Genomic DNA, 18,726 nt, shown 5'->3' with positions numbered 1-18,726 from the left:
ACACAGGGGACCGGCCCTTCGTCATGCACGTCAGCCGGCGGCGAGAACGAGCGACCCCGTGGCCCACCGACCCGAAGGGCCGGACCCACCCAGGGCCCGGCCCTTCACCGTCATACAGCCAGCCAGCCAGCCAGCCGGCCGCGAGCACGGCCGGGACCACATGGTCCGCCGGCCCCTTTGGAGCTGATGCCGTAAACGATTCAGCGTGTGGCTGTCGTGAAGCGATCCAGCGCGCTGACCGCCGCGAGAAGTCCGACCGTACGAGCGAACGGGATCGCCCGCGAGGCCACGTACCCGATGGGTTGCTGGCGATGGCCACCGTCTGCGGCCCACGATCGGAGGCACCGCACACACCCTGCAGTGCGTCCTAGGAGGCTAGGGGTGAGGAGGGCGACAGAGGCCGCCCGGGTTGCGTAACTAGCAAGACGGACGTACGGTTTTATTCGAGATCGGATCGGCTGATAAGTGTCCCCTAACTTCGGCGGCACCCCGGCCGGTACGACAGACTGCTCAGGACTACTCACGGTCGCTGGTGTGAAGGAGTACGACGTGGCGAGCCTCGACACCTTCGGTGCGAAGACCCAGCTACGCGTCGGAGACGCGAGCTACGAGATTTTCCGGATCGACAAGGTGGACGGGCAAGACCGACTGCCGTACAGCCTGAAGATCCTCCTGGAGAACCTGCTGCGGACCGAGGACGGCGCGAACATCACCGCCGACCACATCCGTCAGCTCGGCGGATGGGACCCCACCGCCGCCCCGAGTGTGGAGATCCAGTTCACCCCGGCGCGGGTGCTCATGCAGGACTTCACAGGCGTGCCCTGCGTGGTCGACCTGGCCACGATGCGTGAGGCCGTACGCGACCTGGGTGGCGACGCCACGAAGGTCAACCCCCTCGCCCCGGCCGAGCTGGTCATCGACCACTCGGTGATCGCCGACCTGTTCGGCCGCGAGGACGCGTTCGCCCGCAACGTGGAGCTTGAGTACGAGCGCAACAAGGAGCGCTACCAGTTCCTGCGCTGGGGTCAGACCGCGTTCAACGAGTTCAAGGTCGTCCCGCCGGGCACCGGCATCGTGCACCAGGTCAACATCGAGTACCTGGCCCGTACGATCATGGAGCGCAACGGCCAGGCGTACCCGGACACGGTTGTCGGCACCGACTCGCACACCACGATGGTCAACGGCCTTGGTGTGCTGGGTTGGGGCGTCGGTGGCATCGAGGCCGAGGCCGCGATGCTCGGCCAGCCGGTCAGCATGCTGATCCCCCGGGTGGTGGGCTTCAAGCTGCACGGCGAGATGCCGGCCGGCACGACCGCGACCGACCTGGTGCTGACCATCACCGAGATGCTGCGTAAGCACGGTGTGGTCGGCAAGTTCGTCGAGTTCTACGGCCCGGGCGTGAGCGCGGTGCCGCTTGCCAACCGGGCCACCATCGGCAACATGTCCCCGGAGTACGGCTCCACGGTGGCGATCTTCCCGATCGACGCGGAGACCATCCGCTACCTGGAGCTGACCGGCCGCGACGCGTCTCAGGTCGCGCTCGTCGAGGCGTACGCCAAGGAGCAGGGCCTCTGGCACGACCCGGAGGCCGAGCCGGCGTACTCGGAGCGCTTGGAGCTGGATCTCAGCTCCATCGAGCCGTCGCTCGCCGGCCCGAAGCGTCCGCAGGACCGGGTGCCGCTTGGTGCCGCCAAGACGCTGTTCCGCTCGGCGCTTACCGACTACGTCGCCGACGACTCCGCTGGTGAGCGTGACCTCAAGCCGGGCGTGGCCCGTGAGGAGTTGCCGCGCGGCGCCAACGGCCCGGCCGACGAGGCAAGCGCCGAGTCGTTCCCGGCCAGCGACCCGCCGGCCAACGAGTTCAGCGACCCGGCCGACGAGCCGCGCGACCTGGAGACCGCTGCGGTCGGCGCGGGCGGCCGGGCCACCAACCCGGTCCGCGTGACCGGCGCGGACGGCGTCGAGTACGAGCTGGACCACGGCGCTGTGGTGATCGCCGCGATCACCTCCTGCACCAACACGTCGAACCCGCAGGTGATGATCGGCGCGGCCCTGCTTGCCCGTAACGCGGTGGAGAAGGGCCTGAGCCGCAAGCCGTGGGTGAAGACCACCCTGGCCCCGGGCTCCAAGGTCGTCATGGACTACTACGAGCGGGCCGGCTTGACGCCGTACCTGGACAAGCTCGGCTTCAACCTGGTCGGCTACGGCTGCACCACCTGCATCGGCAACTCGGGCCCGCTGCCCGAGGAGGTGTCGGCCGCCGTCAACGAGCACGACCTGTCGGTGGTGTCGGTGCTGTCGGGCAACCGGAACTTCGAGGGCCGGATCAACCCGGACGTCAAGATGAACTACCTGGCGTCCCCGCCGCTTGTCGTCGCCTACGCCCTCGCCGGCACGATGGACATCGACCTGGCAAACGAGCCGATCGGTGAGGACAGCGAAGGCAACCCGGTCTTCCTGCGGGAGATCTGGCCGAACAGCGCCGAGATCCAGGACGTCATCGCACAGGCGATCGGCGCGACCGGGTTCAGCGCCGCGTACGCCGATGTCTTCGCCGGTGACGAGCGGTGGCAGTCGCTGCCCACCCCGACCGGCGACACGTTCGCCTGGGAGGACGACTCCACCTACGTGCGCAAGCCCCCGTACTTCGAGGGCATGCAGCGCGAGCCGCAGCCGGTCGTCGACATCTCCGGCGCCCGGGTGCTGGCCAAGCTGGGTGACTCGGTGACCACCGACCACATCTCGCCGGCCGGCTCGATCAAGGCCGACTCCCCCGCCGGGACGTACCTGGCCGAGCACGGCGTGCCGCGGCACGAGTTCAACTCGTACGGCTCCCGCCGGGGCAACCACGAGGTGATGATCCGGGGCACGTTCGCCAACATCCGGCTGCGCAACCAGTTGGTGCCCGGGGTGGAGGGCGGCTTCACCGTCAACCACCTGACCGGCGAGCAGACCTCGATCTACGACGCCTCGATGGCCTACCAGGAGGCCGGCATCCCGCTGGTGATCCTGGCCGGCAAGGAGTACGGGTCGGGTTCGTCGCGGGACTGGGCGGCCAAGGGCACCATGCTGCTGGGTGTCCGGGCGGTCATCGCCGAGTCGTACGAGCGGATCCACCGCTCCAACCTCATCGGCATGGGTGTGCTGCCGCTGCAGTTCCCGGTGGACACCACCGCCGAGTCGCTGGGGCTCACCGGCACCGAGATGTTCACCATCACCGGTGTGACGGCCCTGAACGACGGCGACACCCCGAGCACGGTGACTGTCACCACCGACACCGGCGTGGAGTTCGAGGCAGTGGTCCGGATCGACACCCCTGGTGAGGCGGACTACTACCGGCACGGCGGCATCCTGCAGTACGTGCTGCGCCGCATGATCGCCAACTGATTCGCGTACGGCTGTCACGAGGGCCGCTCCCCGCTCCGGCGGGGAGCGGCCCTCGCCGTACCGTGGTCATCGCAGCCGGAGCGCGACGGCGCGTGCCTCGGAGTCGGTGAGCGGCAGGAACCACAGGAAGCGCCGCACGATCGCGATCGGGACAGTCAGGCCCGCGCGCAGATCATCGAGCAGCCCTCGGAAATTGCTACGCTGGAGCGTCGGTGGGAACGCATCCGGGTCGAGGCGCTGCCCCGCGCGCGGACCCTGGAACTGCTGAAGGAAGCGGCGGCGGCATGGACCTGATCGGCGCCCGGTGGCGCAAGAGCACCCGCAGCGGCGGCAACGGCGGCGACTGCGTCGAGGTCGCCGCCAACCTGCCCGGCGTGGTCGGCGTACGCGACTCGAAGGACCCGGCCGGCCCGGTGCTCACCTTCACTCCGGCCGCGTGGACCCGGTTCCTGACGCTGACCCGCCGCTGAGCCGACCGCCGATGGTGGCACGCCTGTCGGGCGCTCGCGCTACGCTGCCGCCGATTCCGACCGGCACCCCGAGAGGCAACCCCATGGGCATGATCTTCAACGCACGTCGGCTGTCCACCGAGGACTTGGCGGCGGTGCTCGCCGATCCGGAGAAGGTCGGCACCCTGTTCCAGGGTGGCCCGGACGAGCTCGACCTCGACAAGGCGTGGCACGGCTTGCACTACCTGCTGACCGGCACCACGTACGAGGTCCGGGGCGACGCCGGGCCGGCGATCGTCGGTGGCGACCCGATCGGGCCGGACCTCGGCATGGGCCCGGCCCGGCTGCTCATGCCCGACGCCGTGCGCGTCGTGGCCGCCGGGCTCGACGCGGTGGACGACGCGACCCTGCGGGCCCGCTTCGACCCAGCGGCCATGTCCGAGGCCGAGATCTACCCGCACATCTGGGACGACGGCGACGACGAGTTCGACAACTACCTGCTGCCGAACTTCGCCGCGCTGCGCGACTTCTACCGCGACGCGGCGGCGCGCGGAGACGCCGTGCTGCTCGCCGTCACCTGAACCGCCGCGAATCGACGCGCGGCACCTGAACCGCCGGAAAACCGGCGCGCGGCGCCGGGCGGACGCCGGTAGCGTGCCGGCGTGGGACTCGACGCGTTCGTGTACTGCCGGTGCTGGCAGGACGGCCTCGCCTCGCCGTGCCCGGTCGGTCCGGTCGGCTACGACGAGGACGGCTGGCTCGCGCTGTTGCGGCCGTGGGAGAGCAACCGGGCCGCACACGAAACGTTCGACGCCTGGCTGGCGCAGGCGTGCCCGCACGAGGCCATGGAGCAGGCGAGCGAGCACGTGTCCAACTGGGCCGGCGTGCGACTGTTCCAGCAGGCGCTGCGCACCGCCGGCCCGGAGCGGTTCCCGACGCTCGCCACCGCGCTCCCAGGCGACAACGGCGGTTCGCTGCCTGCGGACCGGGCCGCAGTCGCGCTCGCCGAGCTGGACGCGTTCGCGCACACCGCCCGGATCGCGGACGAGGTCGAGCTGATCGACGAGGCGACCGGCCGGGTGCTGATGCAGTACGTCGAGGTCTACGACGGGATGTTCATGTTCGGCCCAGCCTTTCAGGCCGGAGTCGACAGGGACGGCTTCTTCGTCCTCGACCGCGCCGACCCGCCGGTCACGCTGTTCCGGGCCACCCGGTTCATCCAGCGTCCGCTGCCCGGCGACCAGGTGGAGTTCACCGTCGGCGGGACGCGGACCGTGGTGGCGATGCGGCCGGTGGGCGAGCACGGTGGGCCGCCGCCCGAGCGGCTCGCCGTGCGTACCCGGAGCCGGTCGGGCGACGACTTCGCCCACATCGTGGAGCCGCTACGCCGGCTGTGCGCGGCGTCGGTGACCACCGGCAACCCGGTGATGTGGTGCTGACGGGCAACCCTCACCACGGGATCACGCCCGCGTCCTCGAAGTAGCCGCCGGTAGGCCCGTCGTCGGGCAGCGTCGCCAGCCGGACCGCGATCGCCGCGCCCTGCTGCGGGGTCCGCACGCCCCGGAAGCCGTTCAGGTCGGTCGCTGTGAAACCTGGGCAGGCGGCGTTGACCAGGATGTTCGTGCCGGCCAGCGCCCGGGCGTACTGGACGGTCACCGCGTTGAGCATGGTCTTCGACGGCCCGTACGCCACTGACAGCGGCCCCGTCTGGTGTTCGCCGGCCGAGGCGCTCTGCCGGGCCAGTGAGCCGACGCCGCTGGACATGTTGACGACCCGGGGCGACGCCGAGCGGCGCAGCAGCGGCAGCATCGCCTCGGTGACCCGTACGACGCCGATCACGTTGACCTCCACGGCCGCCCGCACGGCCGCCAAGTCGACGTCACCGGGCCGCTGCCGCCCGCCGCCGGTCACGCCCGCGTTGTTGACAAGCACATCGAGCCCGCCGCCCTCTGTCTCCAGCAGCCGCGCGGCGGCTGCCACGCTCGCGTCGTCGGTCACGTCCAGCGGTACGCCGAACGCGTCCACGCCGTTCGCGCGCAGCTTCGCCACTGCTGCCTCCCGACGCTGCTCGTCCCGCGCGCCGACTCCCACCCGCCAGCCGAGCGCCCCCAGGCCGGCCGCGATCTCGTACCCGATGCCCTTGTTCGCGCCCGTCACCAGCGCGATCGTCCGTTCGCTCATGGTCTCGATCCTGTCCGCGCGGCGCGCGACCCTCCAACACCGCTTCGGTAGCGGGCGATACCCGACGGGTATCGACCCGGCGGTACGGTGGCGGGGTGGAGACGCGGGAGCTTCGCTACTTCGTGTCGGTGGCCGAGGAGCTGCACTTCGGCCGGGCCGCACGCCGCCTCGGCATCGCCCAGCCGCCGCTGTCGCGGGCGATCCGGCAACTCGAACGGCGTCTCGGCGTGACCCTGCTGGAACGGGACAGCCGCAGCGTCACGCTCACCGCGGCCGGTGCGGTGCTGCTGCGGGAGGGTCGGGCCGCTCTCGACGCCGTGGAGGCCGCCGACCGACGAACCCGCCGCGCCGGTCAGGCCACGGACGGCGACCCCGGGCTGGTGCTGGCGACAAAAGCGGGCGCGTCGAGCGAGCTGCTACCGAAACTGCTCGACGCGTACGCGGTCGAGCCGGACGCGGTCCCCGTCGAGGTGCTGCTGTGCGGCATCGGCGAACAGGAACGGCTGCTGCGCGACGGACGGGCCGACGTGGCGCTGCTGCACCTGCCATTCGACTCGACGACCGGCCTGGACTCCGAGGAACTGGTCACCGAGCAGCAGGTTGCGGTCCTGCCGGCCGGCCATCCGCTGGCCCGGCGGTCACACCTGCGGATGGCCGAGGTGCAGGCGCTGCCCGACCTGCCGATGCCGCGCTGGCCCCGGGCCGACGGGTCGTATCCGGACGGTCCGGGCCCCGAGGTCCGGGACCACGCCCAGTTGTTCCAGCTCATCGCGCTCGGCCGCGCCGCAGTGGTGCTGCCGGAGTCCTGCCGGTCGCTGCTGCTCGCCGATCTGGCAGCCGTGCCGGTGCCGGACGCGCCAGCGGTGACCACCGTGATCGCCTGGCCGCCGCACAGCCGGTCCCGGGCGATCGCCAGCCTCGTTCGGACCGCCACCCGCCTGTGACGCCGGCCCACCCGGTAGCCGACGTCCCGTAGGGAGCCGTCCCGGCCCGCACGGTGAGCAGGCCAGGCCGGCCGGGCGGCTACGGGGTGAGTTCGCCGGCCCGGGTCAGCAATGCGCGACGCTCGGCAATGGAGCCCACCGCCTCTGCCGCCCGGCGGAACAGGGTGGCGGCACGCGGCCTGTCACCCTGCCGGGCCACCAGGTCGGCCTCCACCGCCAGCGCGAGGGGATGAGCGTCCAGGGCGCCGCCGGCACGTGCCGCGTCGAGCGCCGCCAGCCCCTCCTCCGGCCCGTACGCATAGCCGTACGCCACCGCCCTGTTGAGCGCCACCACCGGTGACGACCCGAGGGCTGCCAGCGCGTCGTAGGCCCGCGCTACCGCCGGCCAGTCGGTCTCCTCGGCACTGGCTGCGGTGGCGTGGCAGGCGGCGATGCGGGCCTGCCACGCGTACGGGCCGTCGTCCCGGACCCGGGCCAGCGCGGTGAGCCCTTCGGCGACGGCCGCGCGGTCCCACCGGCGGCGGTCCTGCCGGTCGAGTGGGACGAGGTCACCGGCACCGTCGCGGCGGGCGTCGCGCCGGGAGTGCTGCAACAGCATCAACGCCCGCAGAGCGGCCACCTCGGAGTGCCCCGGCATCAGGGCGTCGAGCAGCCGGGCCAGCCGGACCGCCTCGTCGGCGAAGGCCGGCTCACCGTCGGGGAGGTAGCCCCTGGTGAACAGCAGATACAGCACGGCGAGGACGCCGGGCAGCCGCTCGGTCAGGGCCGGCCCGCTCGGCACCCGGTACGGGATACCGGCCTGCGCGATGCGGGTCCGCGCACGGGTCAGCCGTCGGGTCATCGTCGATTCGCTCACCAGCAGGAGTCGGGCGATGTCGGCGGTCGGCACGCCGCAGACGGTCCGCAGCGTCAGCGCCACCCGCGCCTCGATGGCCAACGCAGGGTGGCAACAGGTGAAGATCAGTCGTAGTCGGTCGTCCACCACGTCCTCCCCCGCCTCGGGTTCGGGCTGCCCGTCGGTCGGCCTGAGGACCGCCAGATCGTGCAGCTTGCGGCGCTCCACGGCGGCCCGGCGCAGCACGTCGATCGCCCGGTTGCGCGCGACAGTCATCAGCCACCCGCCCGGGTTGGCCGGCACGCCGTCGGCGGGCCAGCGCTCCAGGGCGGCGGTCAGCGCCTCCTGGGTGCAGTCCTCCGCCAGCGCCCAGTCGCCGGTCACGCGGATCAGGGTCGCGACGATCCTGGGGTACGCGTGCACGCCGGCGGCCGCGGCGGCCTGCGCCGCCGCGGCCACACCCCCGTTGACGTGTCCGTCGGCCGGGGCGTGCGTACCCGTGCCAGCCGGGTCGTGCCGGCCGGCCGGGTCGTCGTCGGTCCCGGCCACCCGGTCAGTCGGACAGGATCATGAGCGGGCGCAGTTCCAGCCGCCCCTCACGTGCCATCGGGTGTGCGCGGGCCACCTCGATGGCCTCGTCCAGGTCGGCGCATTCCAGCAGGTCGAAGCCCACGATCACCTCCGTGGTCTCGGCGAACGGCCCCTCGGTGGCGAGCAGGTCACCGTTGCGTACCCGGACGGTGGTGGCCGCCGAGGCCGGCGCCAGTCGGTCGCCGGTGATGCGGCGACCACTGGCGTCGTTGTCCGTCACCCACTTCTCGACGTCGGGTAGTTCGGTCGGGTCGGTGTCCGGCTCGCTGTCGGTGCAGACGAACATCATGTACTTCAACTGACGCTCCCTCGTGTGTCCGGGTTTCGTCAGCATGACGGTCGGCCGGGGCCGTACCGGACAGCGAGGCCGACAGAATTTTCCCCGGATTCCCGGTCAGTCGCCAGCGGCGGCGCGGCGCCGGGCCTCACGGGTCTTCATGGCGTGCTCCATCAGCGTGACGAGCACCTCCTTGCTCGACTCGCGCTGGCGGGCGTCGCAGAGCAGCACCGGCACGCCCGGGTCGAGGTTCAACGCGGTCTGCACCTCGTCGAGCCGGTAGTTCCGGGCACCCTCGAAGCAGTTCACCGCCACCACGAACGGGGTGCCGCGGCCCTCGAAGTAGTCGATCGAGGGGAAGCAGTCGGCCAACCTGCGGGTGTCGGCCAGCACTACCGCGCCGATGGCACCCAACGCCAACTCGTCCCACACGAACCAGAACCGGTCCTGCCCGGGCGTACCGAACAGGTAGAGCACCAGGTCGTCGCTGATGGTGATCCGGCCGAAGTCCATGGCCACCGTGGTGGTGGTCTTGCCCTCCACCCCGGACAGGTCGTCGATGCCGACCCCGGTCTCGGTCAACACCTCCTCGGTGCGCAACGGCCGGGTCTCGCTCACCGCACCGACCATCGTGGTCTTGCCCACGCCGAAGCCACCGGCGACCAGGATCTTGATCGCGGTGGGCAGTGGGGTCGCTCCCGCCGGCCGGTCAGAGTGCCCGTAGTCCATTGATTACCGCCTCGAAGATGCTGTTGTCGGGAAGACCGGCCGTGGTCTGTGGTTCGCGTACCTGCACCAGGCTGCGGGCCGCGAGGTCGCCGAGGAGGACCCGGATGGTGCCCACCGGCAGGTCGAGGTGGGCGGCGATCTCGGCGACTGACTGTATTCGCTGGCACAGGCCGACGATTGCCAGGTGCTCGGGTCCGAGGCCCGCCTCCGGTGTGACGTCGGCTCGGGTCGCGGTGACCAGGGAGATCAGGTCGAACGTGCCGGTGACCGGGCGGGCCCTCCCGCGCGTCACCGCGTACGGGCGGACCACCGGGCCCGCATGGTCGTCCACCCACTGGTGGTCCGCGGACTCTCCCTGCACCGTCATTGCCGTTACCTCTCGCCGGCCGGCTGGGCGGTGTCCCGCGAGGGCGAGGCAACGTACTTGCCGACCCGGGTGACGAGCATCGCCATCTCGTACGCGATCAGGCCGACGTCGGCGTCCTCGCTTGCCAGAACCGCCAGGCAGGCGTTTCGGCCGGCTGCGGTGACGAACAGGAAGGACGACTGCATCTCGATGATCGTCTGCTGCACCTGCCCGCCGCCGAAGCGCTTGCCGGCGCCCCGGGCCAGGCTCTGGATGCCGGCGGCCATCGCCGCGAGGTGCTCGCCGTCGTCCCGGCTCAATCCCTGCGAGGAAGCCATCAACAGCCCGTCGGAGGAGAGCGCGACCGCGTGCTCGGCCTGCTTCACCCGCCCCACCAGATCGTCCAGCAACCACGTCAGGTCGGCACTCGAAGCCGTCTTCTGGGCCACTTTCGTCGTCCTCTTCTCGCCCGGCAGTTTGCGCCGTACTCGTCTTGGGTCTGACCGTCACACCGCGCGGAAACCGCAGCGCCGACGCTCGGTCAGGTGGCTTGCGGTTCCTCGTCGGTCGGCTCGGGCGTCGCCGCAGGCGAGGCGCCGGACGCCCCGCCGAGCAGTCGTGCCGCGTCGGTGCGACCGCGTCGGGTGCCGCTCTGGTAGGAGCTCATCATCCGGCGCACCTGCTCCGGCGGGCGTACCACGTCCTCCTCGTCGGACTCCGTCGCCGCCGGGTCGTCGCGCAGCTCGGGCACGATGTTCGCCTGCCGGATCCGTACCGGCAGGCCGGAGTCGGTCCGGTCGGTCTCCGCCCGGGCCGGCACCGGGCCACCGTCGGCGGCCGGTTCGCCGGGGCCGGTCGCCGGCTCCGCGCGGTCGATAGCGGGCAGGCCGGTGGCGACAGTCGGCCCCTCCAGGGCCGACTGACCCAGGGGGCGCCGGGTCCGGGTGGGCAGCTCCGGCAGCCCGCGGGGCGGGGTCGTCCGTTGCCGGGTGGGGAGTACGACGTCCCCGTCGGCCTGGTCGGCGGCGCTGCCGGCCGGTGCCGGTGTCGCCAGCGGCGGCGTTTCCGGTGTGTTGGTGACCGACGCGGTCGGGTCCGATGCCGGTGTGGCCAGCGCGACCGGCGAGCGCCGGGCGGGACTGCCGGCGTCGCCGGCACCGGAGATCGGCGCCGCAGGCAGCGCGATGGCGGTCCCGGCCGGAGGTGTGCCGGTGTCCTCCGGGGCGACCCCGTTCTCGGTGACGAGCTCCAGCGGGATCAGCACGACGGCTGTGGTGCCGCCGTACGCCGATTCCTTCAGTCGGACCCGCACGCCGTGCCGCTCGGTCAGCCGGCTCACCACGTAGAGCCCGAGCCGGGCGGCGTTGGCGAGGTTCAACTCGGACTGGTCGACGATGCGGTGGTTGGCGGCGGCCAGGTCCTCCTCGCTCATGCCGAGACCCCGGTCCTCGATCTCGATGGCGAACCCGTTGGCCACCAGCTGACCGCGGACCTCCACTGTGGTGTGCGGTGGCGAGAACGACAGGCCGTTCTCGATGAGTTCGGCGAGCAGGTGGATGATGTCGCCGACCGCCCGGCCGGCGAGCGAGACAGGGCCGAGCGGCAGCACGTTGACCCGCGTGTAGTCCTCCACCTCGGCCACCGCGCCGCGCACCACGTCGACCATCGGAACGTTGCGCCGCCAGGCCCGGCCCGGGGTGGAGCCGGAGAGCACGATCAGGTTCTCGGCGTTGCGCCGCATCCGGGTGGCCAGGTGGTCGACCCGGAAGAGGTCCTCCAGCTCCTCCGCGTCGTGTTCACGGCGCTCCATGGCGTCCAGGAGGGTGAGCTGGCGGTGCACCAGGGCCTGGGTGCGCCGGGCCAGGCTGAGGAAGACGTCACGGACGTTGCGACGCAGCTCGGCCTGCTCCACGGCGGTGCGCAGAGCGGTCTCCTGGACGGCGTTGAACGCCTTGCCGACCTGGCCGATCTCGTCAGTGCCGAACTCCAGCGGGGGTGCCTCGGTGGCGACGTCGACCTCCTCGCCGCGACCGAGTCGTTCCACCACGCGGGGCAGCCGTTCATCGGCGAGCTGCCAGGCCGCCTGGCGCAGCCTCTCCAACTGGCGCAGCAGGGTCCGGGCCGTGGTGATCGAGACGACGACCGAGGCGATGACGGCGAGCAGACCCAGACCGGTGGCGAGCACGAGCCGGACGACGACCATCACCGCCACGCCGGTCGCCCGGTCCACGATGCCCTCACCGCCGGCGACGACCACGTCGTTCACCTCGGCCAGCGCCGGCTCGACGGTGCCGCGCCACTGCTCGGCGCTGACCGGCAGCTGAGTCGCCGGTCGGCCCTCGCGGATGATGCTGTCCTGTACGGCGCGCAGCCTGGTGAACGCCTCGCCCTCGACGAGTTGCTGGTAGCGGCGCTGGTCGGCGTCGGCGAGCCGGGAGCGGGTCTCCTCGCCGAGGAACCGCTCCGCGCCGACCAGGGAGACGTAGCGGGCGTACTCGGGCCCGCTCATCCGGCCGTTGCCGAACAGGCCGCTGAGCAGCGCGTCCTCCTGGGAGATCAGCTCCTTCATGCGGTTGAGCTGGATCAGGGCGGCCGCGTCGGCGGCGATCGCCTTGTCGTCGAGGCTGCCGGTGACGTCGTAGATCTGGAAGATCGACTCGATGGCGCCGGTGTAGGCGTCGGCCGCGGAGACCCTGTCGATCGAGCGGCCGAGCACCTCGGCGCGGGTCTGCTCGAGGGCGCCGATCTGGGCGATCGAGGCATCCAACTGGGCGTCGAGGGCCTTGCTGCCGGCCACGTCGACCTGCCAGTGACGGACCGAGTCGGCGAACTTCTCGGCGAGCTGCGTGGCCTTGCGCTGCTCGGCCTCCAGCGCCGCGCGCTGCTCGGCGCTGGGGTTGCTCAGGTACGCCTGCGTCAGGCGCCGCTCCAACTGAAGCTCCTGCAGCAGCGGCTCACTGGGCGCATAGACCCTGCTGTTGATCACCTGGACACCGAGCAGGTTGAAGCCGTCCCGCAAGGTGATCCACGCCGCGAACATCCAGAGCGCGACCAGGGAGAGCAGCAGGGCGACAACCTTGGTGCGGATACTCGTACCGCGAGAACGCATTGAACCGTCCCAGGCCGGGCGTTGACTCAGCTCATCAACGGGTGATCATGGATGCATCGTCCCCGCCACGGCGGGGCATACGAGGCTGAGGCTCTGCGTACGCTAGCAGTGTCCCCACAACCCCTCAAGTCGATGTTTTTGTTGCCTGGTAACCACAATCCACCACCGAACGGTCGGCGCCCGGCAGGCGAACGGCGGCCAGCCGGCAGGCGGCGAGCACCGCCGAGCGAACGATTGCGGTAGGACAGTACAGCTCCTTTCCGTACCACAGTGGAGGGTGCTCGGGACCTGTTGGTCTGTGCAGGTAGGCGTGCCCCCGGGCCACCGCGTCGGTGACCCGTGGCGCACCCGTCGGCGCCGCCAGCAACACCTGCAGGGCGTACGCGGTCTCCTCGACGGTGCCGGCCCACCGCCCCCACGAGCCGTCGGCGCGCTGGCTGTCCAGCACCCACCGGGCCGCCCGGTCCACGGCCTCGGCCGCCGCCCCTCCCCTGCCGAACTCCACGAGTGTCAGCACGCAGCAGGCTGTGGCGTAGTACGGCGACGCGTGCCAGCGGTCCCGCCACGCGCCGTCGTCGTCCTGGTGCGTGGGCAGCAGGACACTGAGCCGCTCGACCGTCCGGTGGTATCGCGCGTCGGCGTCGGGATGCGCGGCCACGTGCTGGCCGAACGCGTCCAGCACGTGCGCGTTCGTGGTCACCGAGAAGCCGTCCTCGCTCCCCGGCCAGGTGCAGAAACCGTCCGTCGTCTCGTACGCCCACAGGCCGGCCGGGTCGGCCGGTCGACCGAGTCGGGCCAGCGCGTCCAGGGCCACCGAGGTGGTGTCGGCGTCGGCGGGCAGCCCTTCGCCGGTGGCCACGCCCGTCCCGGCGGTGGCGGCGGTCAGGGTGTCCAACACGGCGGCCGGCGGGTTGACAGTGACGCCTGCCCGGCGCAGCCCGCTGAGCACCCAGGCCCGCTCGAACACGGTGATCGGGGTCGGGCAGGGCACCGGGCCACGGCCGTCCCGGATCAACTCTCGCAGGAACGCGTGGGCGCTGGGACCGGCGTCCGGGCCGGCCGCGCTCAACCAGGCGGCGGTCGCCGCCGGTGACGCGCCGACGGCGGTGAGGGTCGGGCCGGCGTCGGTGGGCATCGCACCGAGCACCTCGTAGAAGTGAGCCAGCTTCGTGGGCAGTGCCGCCCCGGCGGCCACCGCCGCCCGCACCGCCCGCAGCCGGTCGCCCCCGAGGCCCGGGGGCAGCGTCAGCGGCGGGGTGGGCAGTTGCTCCCAGGTCACCCGGTCCAGCCGGTCGTTGATCGACTCGACAAGCGCCGGGACGATGAGGTCCAGTGCCGGGGTGTCCGGCAGCGTCCGCGCGTCGGCGGCGAGCAGCCGGTCGCTGAGCACCGCCAGCCCTCGGGCCGCCGGGGCGAGCAGGCGCGTCCTGGTCCCTCCACCGTCGGCCAGCACGGCGAGCAGCGCGTCGGTGGCGCTCAGCGTGGGCACCAGGGCGTACCCCTCGGGTGGCCCCCACGCGCCGTCCAGGCGCTGTGCGCGCAGGAGGAAACCGATCCGCTCGTCGTGCCCGGGCAGCCAGGGCGCGTCGGCGACCAGCCGGGCGCTCTCGTACACCGAGGCGGCCACCCGCCCCCACGGCCGTAGCGCGAGGCCGGCGATCAGCTCGCGGGCGGCGTCGGTCGCCGGGTCGCGGCCGGTGGCGGGGTCGGCCAGGACGCGGAAGGCGCCGTCACTCATCGCGTTCCCCCCAGAAGTCCGACACCTGGTAGAAGCCGCCGGTGAAGGAGATCTGCCGGTGCAGGTAGTCCGCCTGGCGGGGGCACCGTTGCGCGAGGGCGGCCAGGTCTCCCCGGGAGCGGGTGGTGAGTTCGGCCAGTCGGGCGTGCACCTGCGCCGGGTCGTCGACGAGCAGCAGGGCGTTCAGGTCGCCCCACTCAGCGTCCCGACCGTGGGTGGCCAGGTCGTTGACCAGTCGCAGCACCCGTTGGACGCCACGTCCGGCGTCCAGCAGGTCGGTCAGCTGCGCGAGGGTCTTCTCGTCGCCGGTGGCTATCCAGTGGGTGACGTTGACGAAGGAGCTGCCAGAGTTGTCGGCGTTCTCCAGGTAGCGGTCCAGGTCCGGCAGGCGTCGCCCGGTGGTCGGGTCGGTCGGCAGGTTCTTCCAGTCCCACTCCCGAGCCGCGGCGGCAAGCATCCGGGCCAACTCGTCGCGCCAGATCGGGCGCAGCCGGGCGAACGCCGGCACGGTGGCCAGCTCGTCGCGCAGGTCCGCCAGCAGCCCGGCCAGGTGTCGCCCCGGTGGGGGCGCCGCGCCGTCGGCCACCGACAGGCAGTCGGTCACCACCTGCCGGACGTCGTCCACGGACCGGGCGAGGTAGTCGATCTGCCAGTCGGCCGCGAAGACCCAGAGCACGGTACGGGTGGTGATCCGCAGTTCGGCGGCGGTGTGCCACGGCGCGATGAAGGCGACCACGGTGGCCACCGAGCTGAGTAGCGCCGGGTCGAACGGTGCCGCGTCGAACAGCTCCGGGTGGGCGGCGGTGACGCCTTGGAGGTCGCGGACACCGCGCACGGCGAGCGCGCACACCCGGCCCTGCTCGGCGACCGGATCGGGACCGGTCTGCACCGGCCACGGTGCGCCGGTCACGGCACGACCGTGCCGGCGACCGGGGTGAGGATCAGCTCGGCCCGCTGCTTGGGCTGCAGCGAGGCGCCCATCCGGGGAGTCAGATCGACCGGTCCGCGCAGCCGGAAGCGGTAGCGGCTCAGCACGGTGCTGACGATGAGCTGCGCCTCCAGCAGGAACAGGTACTGCCCGAGGCACTGGTGCGGGCCCCCGCCGAACGGGAAGTAGGAGTAGCGGTAGCGCCGCCGCGGCAGCTCCGGCGCGAACCGCTCCGGGTCGAAGAGCGCCGGGTCGGTCCAGAACGTCGACATCCGCTGGGTGACGTACGGGCTGACAAGCACGGTGCCACCGGCCTTGATCCGGACGCCGCCGAGCACGTCGTCGCCGACCGCGGTCCGGGGGATCATCCAGCCGGCCGGGTAGAGCCGCAACATTTCGTCGAGGACCATCCGGCCGTACCGCAGCTCGGGCAGGTGCGCGCGGCCGACCCGTTCGGTGCCGACCACCTGCTCGATCTCGTCGGTCATCCGCTCGGCCACGTCGGGTCGGGACGCCAGCACCGGCCAGAGCCAGGAGAGCAGGGCGATCGTGGTCTCGGTGGCGGTGGAGAACATGGCCACCACGTCGCCGCGGATCGCGTACTCGTCGGGTTCGCTGCCGTCGGCGCGCGGCCGGCAGAGGGTGGAGATGATGTCGTCGCCGTCGGTGGGTCGGGCCCGGGCCTCCCGAATGATCGGCAGCACCACCTCGTCGATGGTCCTCACCGCCTCGTTGAAGGCGCGGTCGCGGGGCATCGGCACCGCGTACGGCACGAAGGGCACCAGCAGGCGCGGGAGCATCGCGGTGGTGAGGGTGTCCAGCGCGGCGCTGATCCGCAGCGCGTCGGGCACCGAGATCCGGTCGGCGAAGAGCACCCGCATGGTGGTCCGCAGCACGATCTTGGTCAGTTCGGCGCCGCCATCGAGCGGTCGGCCCTCCCGGGCGGGCTCCAGCCACTCGTCGACGGCCTCGTTGATCGCCTCGGCCATCCTGTCGACGAGCGTCTCGGCCCGCTTAGCGGTGAACAGCGGTTGCAGCGCACCCCGGCTGGATTCCCACACCTCGCCCTCGGCGACCAGGATGGCGTCGCCGACGATCCGGCGGACCGGCCGCCAGAGCAACCCGTCCCCGTCGCGGGTGTAGTTGGCAACGTTGTCCCTCAGGACGCGCTGCAAATGCTCCGGATGACTGACGAGGTAGGGGCGGAACGAGCCGAGATTGAGGCGAACGACCTCACCCTCGGCGTCGTCGGCGAAGCCGACAAGCGCGCCGAGGGGATCGCGGACCAGCGCGGGCAGGACGCGACGGAGCGGGATCATCCGGGGGTCGGTGCTGACGGGGGCGGGGCCGGCATCGGACACCTGGGGCATGGCGTCTCCTCGTCGGTCCGGCGGCCTCCGCTGTCCACTTCGGCCGGTCGGAGCTGTGGAACTTTCACCTTCTGGGCGACGGAAGCATCTCACCAAATCCGAGGCACCTCTAGACCTCTGACCCGTGAAATTCCAGGTCCGGGCCAGGTTCACCGCAAGGTGGACGACATTCATTTGTCCGAAGTGGATGGTCAGGGTAAGGCTCCGGCGCAGGTCGCGCCGCTTGACAGAAAACCGGAATTGTCCCGGGCCTGCCAAAACCGGCCCGCAGCAGCGACACTGCGTCGTCACAGCCCGCTGGGGTCCCGTACCGCATTGCGGGCACCGACGGCGGCGATTGGGTGCCGTCGGGCTTCAGCGGGTCGGCGGGGTGGCACCGGCCGGCGAACAGCGCCGGCGCGCGTGAGCCCGGACGCACCGGTCCCTGCGAATCCGGGCGACGCCGGGCACCCTGTGCCAGGCTCTCAGCATGGACGACAAGACCATCCTGAACCGGATCTCCGAACTCGTCGACGAGGAGCACCGGCTGCGCGCGGCGGCCCAGGCCCACGAGTCGGGCACCGAGGGCGAGACCAGCGAGCGGCTACGCGACCTGGAGGAGTCCCTCGACCAGTGCTGGGACCTGCTGCGCCGCCGCCGGGCAGCGCGGGAGACCCACGGCGACCCCGACGCACAGGGCGAACGCCCCAAGCCCGAGGTGGAGCGCTACCTCCAGTGACCGGCAGGGCGGGTCGGGCGGCCGCTCGGGTCACCCGACCCGCCCCGATCAGCGCAGGCCCGCCTCGCGCAGCAGCTCCCCGGTCAGCGCGCCGACGTCGACCTGTTCGGCGGTCAACCCCCGGGCCAGGAACCAGTTGCTTACCACCCGGACGTCGCGGGCCAGGAACTCCGGCCCCTGCGGGTTCGCCACCACGTCCACCACCTGCGGAAGGTCGATCACGACCAGCCGTCCCGAGTGCACGAGCAGGTTGTACGGCGACAGGTCGCCGTGCGCGTAGCCGGCCCGCGCCAGCACCCGCAGCGCCTCCCCGAGCTGACCCCACAGGTCACGTAGCTCGGTCGGGCCGGGTCGCAGCTGGGCCAGCCGGGGCGCGGCCTGCCCCGACGCGGCGTCGCCGACGAACTCCAGCATCAGTTCGGTGCCGCGCAACTGCACCGGGTACGGCACGGCGATCCGGTCGTGCCCGGCGCCGATCTCCCAGAGTCGGGCCAGCGCCGCGAACTCGGCCGCCGCCCACTGCCCGGCGATCATCTGCCGGCCGAACGCCGTCCGGCCAGCCATCGCCCGGTTCTCCCGGGACCGGCGTACCCGGCGGCCCTCCAGGTAGCCCGCGTCGCGGTGGAACAACCGGTGCTCGGCGTCCCGGTACCGCTTGACTGCCAGCAGGCAGGAACGGTCCGTGTCCGGCACCGCCCGGCGGACGAGGTGGACGTCCGCCTCCTTGCCGGTCTTCAGCACACCCAGTTCGGTGTCCTTGGCGGCCAACTCGGTGACCAGCCACTGCGGGTGTGGTTCCGGCCCGTGTACGGCGTCGTCCCAGGACGACCACCGCTCGCCCGTGTCGGGGTCGGGTTGGTCGTCGGGGTCAGCGGGCAGCTCGATCGGCCGCCCGCGCTTCAGATACTGCGGTTCGTCATCGTCGAAGCGGCTCTTGCCGCGGCTTCGGCGCTCCAGCGCCGGAAGGTCATGATCGCGCACTGTGGTGAGGTTCCCTTGGTCGAGGCTGGGTTAGGCAGCTGGAAGCGACCTGCGAAGACGGCCATGACCGACCCCCTCTCCTCGAACCGGGCCAACACCCGGGTGCACGATGCGCCGCCAATCCTCGCGGCGGCCCGAACGAC

17 protein-coding genes and 1 pseudogene are annotated in these 18,726 nt (G+C 71.9%); 7 read left to right on the top strand and 11 right to left on the bottom strand.

The window, feature by feature from the left end:
• Positions 1-534 precede the first annotated feature (534 nt).
• The 5 genes and pseudogenes from ACLQ23_RS30040 to ACLQ23_RS30020 all read left to right on the top strand — a co-directional run bounded on the left by ACLQ23_RS30040 (position 535) and on the right by ACLQ23_RS30020 (position 5,275).
• On the top strand, positions 535-3,387 hold the full coding sequence (locus ACLQ23_RS30040) for an aconitate hydratase (RefSeq protein WP_355594431.1): 2,853 nt from the start codon (positions 535-537) through the stop codon (positions 3,385-3,387).
• A gap of 150 nt (positions 3,388-3,537) precedes the next feature.
• Positions 3,538-3,681, top strand: a pseudogene (locus ACLQ23_RS30035) (Scr1 family TA system antitoxin-like transcriptional regulator); the annotation flags it as partial.
• Positions 3,672-3,857, top strand: coding sequence for a DUF397 domain-containing protein (locus ACLQ23_RS30030; protein WP_355594429.1), 186 nt, complete (start codon positions 3,672-3,674; stop codon positions 3,855-3,857). The pseudogene ACLQ23_RS30035 and the gene ACLQ23_RS30030, both read left to right, overlap by 10 nt.
• Positions 3,858-3,946: 89 nt before the next feature.
• The gene (locus tag ACLQ23_RS30025; RefSeq protein WP_355594427.1) at positions 3,947-4,417 is read left to right on the top strand and encodes a YfbM family protein; all 471 of its coding nucleotides are present in this window, start codon (positions 3,947-3,949) and stop codon (positions 4,415-4,417) included.
• Between the two features lie 81 nt (positions 4,418-4,498).
• Positions 4,499-5,275, top strand: coding sequence for a hypothetical protein (locus tag ACLQ23_RS30020; protein WP_355594426.1), 777 nt, complete (start codon positions 4,499-4,501; stop codon positions 5,273-5,275).
• A 10-nt stretch (positions 5,276-5,285) separates the two neighbouring features.
• Here ACLQ23_RS30020 and ACLQ23_RS30015 read toward each other — a convergent pair whose 3' ends face one another.
• Positions 5,286-6,017: an SDR family oxidoreductase gene (locus ACLQ23_RS30015; RefSeq protein WP_355594424.1), complete on the bottom strand. Its 732-nt coding sequence runs from the start codon at positions 6,015-6,017 to the stop codon at positions 5,286-5,288.
• Positions 6,018-6,112: 95 nt separating this feature from the next.
• Between ACLQ23_RS30015 and ACLQ23_RS30010 the strand changes: the two genes are divergently transcribed.
• Positions 6,113-6,961 carry a LysR family transcriptional regulator gene (locus tag ACLQ23_RS30010; protein WP_355594422.1) on the top strand — a complete coding sequence of 283 codons (849 nt, stop codon included), beginning with the start codon at positions 6,113-6,115 and terminating at the stop codon, positions 6,959-6,961.
• Positions 6,962-7,040: 79 nt separating this feature from the next.
• On the opposite strand, the gene ACLQ23_RS30005 is transcribed toward ACLQ23_RS30010, so the two are convergent.
• The 9 genes from ACLQ23_RS30005 to ACLQ23_RS29965 all read right to left on the bottom strand — a co-directional run bounded on the left by ACLQ23_RS30005 (position 7,041) and on the right by ACLQ23_RS29965 (position 16,830).
• Positions 7,041-8,255 (bottom strand): RNA polymerase sigma factor, encoded by a 1,215-nt coding sequence (locus tag ACLQ23_RS30005; protein WP_355594544.1) that lies wholly within the window; start codon positions 8,253-8,255, stop codon positions 7,041-7,043.
• Positions 8,256-8,349: 94 nt separating this feature from the next.
• Positions 8,350-8,685: a YciI family protein gene (locus ACLQ23_RS30000; protein ID WP_355594420.1), complete on the bottom strand. Its 336-nt coding sequence runs from the start codon at positions 8,683-8,685 to the stop codon at positions 8,350-8,352.
• A gap of 96 nt (positions 8,686-8,781) precedes the next feature.
• Positions 8,782-9,393 (bottom strand): GTP-binding protein, encoded by a 612-nt coding sequence (locus ACLQ23_RS29995; protein ID WP_355594418.1) that lies wholly within the window; start codon positions 9,391-9,393, stop codon positions 8,782-8,784.
• Complete coding sequence (locus ACLQ23_RS29990; protein ID WP_053657059.1) at positions 9,374-9,760, bottom strand: DUF742 domain-containing protein; 387 nt, start codon at positions 9,758-9,760, stop codon at positions 9,374-9,376. Before ACLQ23_RS29990 ends, ACLQ23_RS29995 begins: the two co-directional genes overlap by 20 nt.
• A gap of 5 nt (positions 9,761-9,765) precedes the next feature.
• Positions 9,766-10,188, bottom strand: coding sequence for a roadblock/LC7 domain-containing protein (locus ACLQ23_RS29985; protein ID WP_053657058.1), 423 nt, complete (start codon positions 10,186-10,188; stop codon positions 9,766-9,768).
• Between the two features lie 92 nt (positions 10,189-10,280).
• The gene (locus ACLQ23_RS29980; protein WP_355594416.1) at positions 10,281-12,848 is read right to left on the bottom strand and encodes a sensor histidine kinase; all 2,568 of its coding nucleotides are present in this window, start codon (positions 12,846-12,848) and stop codon (positions 10,281-10,283) included.
• Positions 12,849-12,972: 124 nt separating this feature from the next.
• Positions 12,973-14,586, bottom strand: a complete 1,614-nt coding sequence (locus tag ACLQ23_RS29975) for a prenyltransferase (RefSeq protein ID WP_425881423.1) — start codon at positions 14,584-14,586, stop codon at positions 12,973-12,975.
• Complete coding sequence (locus ACLQ23_RS29970; RefSeq protein ID WP_355594412.1) at positions 14,579-15,496, bottom strand: terpene synthase family protein; 918 nt, start codon at positions 15,494-15,496, stop codon at positions 14,579-14,581. Before ACLQ23_RS29970 ends, ACLQ23_RS29975 begins: the two co-directional genes overlap by 8 nt.
• Entirely contained in the window at positions 15,493-16,830 is a 1,338-nt protein-coding gene (locus ACLQ23_RS29965; RefSeq protein ID WP_355631403.1) for a cytochrome P450, read from the bottom strand. The genes ACLQ23_RS29970 and ACLQ23_RS29965 overlap by 4 nt, the downstream gene beginning before the upstream one ends.
• A 523-nt stretch (positions 16,831-17,353) precedes the next feature.
• On the opposite strand from ACLQ23_RS29965, the gene ACLQ23_RS29960 reads away from it, so the two are divergent.
• Positions 17,354-17,602, top strand: coding sequence for a DUF2630 family protein (locus ACLQ23_RS29960; RefSeq protein ID WP_053657052.1), 249 nt, complete (start codon positions 17,354-17,356; stop codon positions 17,600-17,602).
• Positions 17,603-17,650: 48 nt separating this feature from the next.
• Here ACLQ23_RS29960 and ACLQ23_RS29955 read toward each other — a convergent pair whose 3' ends face one another.
• Positions 17,651-18,583 (bottom strand): RIO1 family regulatory kinase/ATPase, encoded by a 933-nt coding sequence (locus ACLQ23_RS29955; RefSeq protein WP_355594410.1) that lies wholly within the window; start codon positions 18,581-18,583, stop codon positions 17,651-17,653.
• Positions 18,584-18,726: the final 143 nt, after the last annotated feature.

It is taken from the genome of Micromonospora sp. DT41, from assembly GCF_049841715.1.
GTDB classification, from domain to species: domain Bacteria; phylum Actinomycetota; class Actinomycetes; order Mycobacteriales; family Micromonosporaceae; genus Micromonospora; species Micromonospora profundi.
This window is presented reverse-complemented; position numbering and strand designations above follow the sequence as displayed.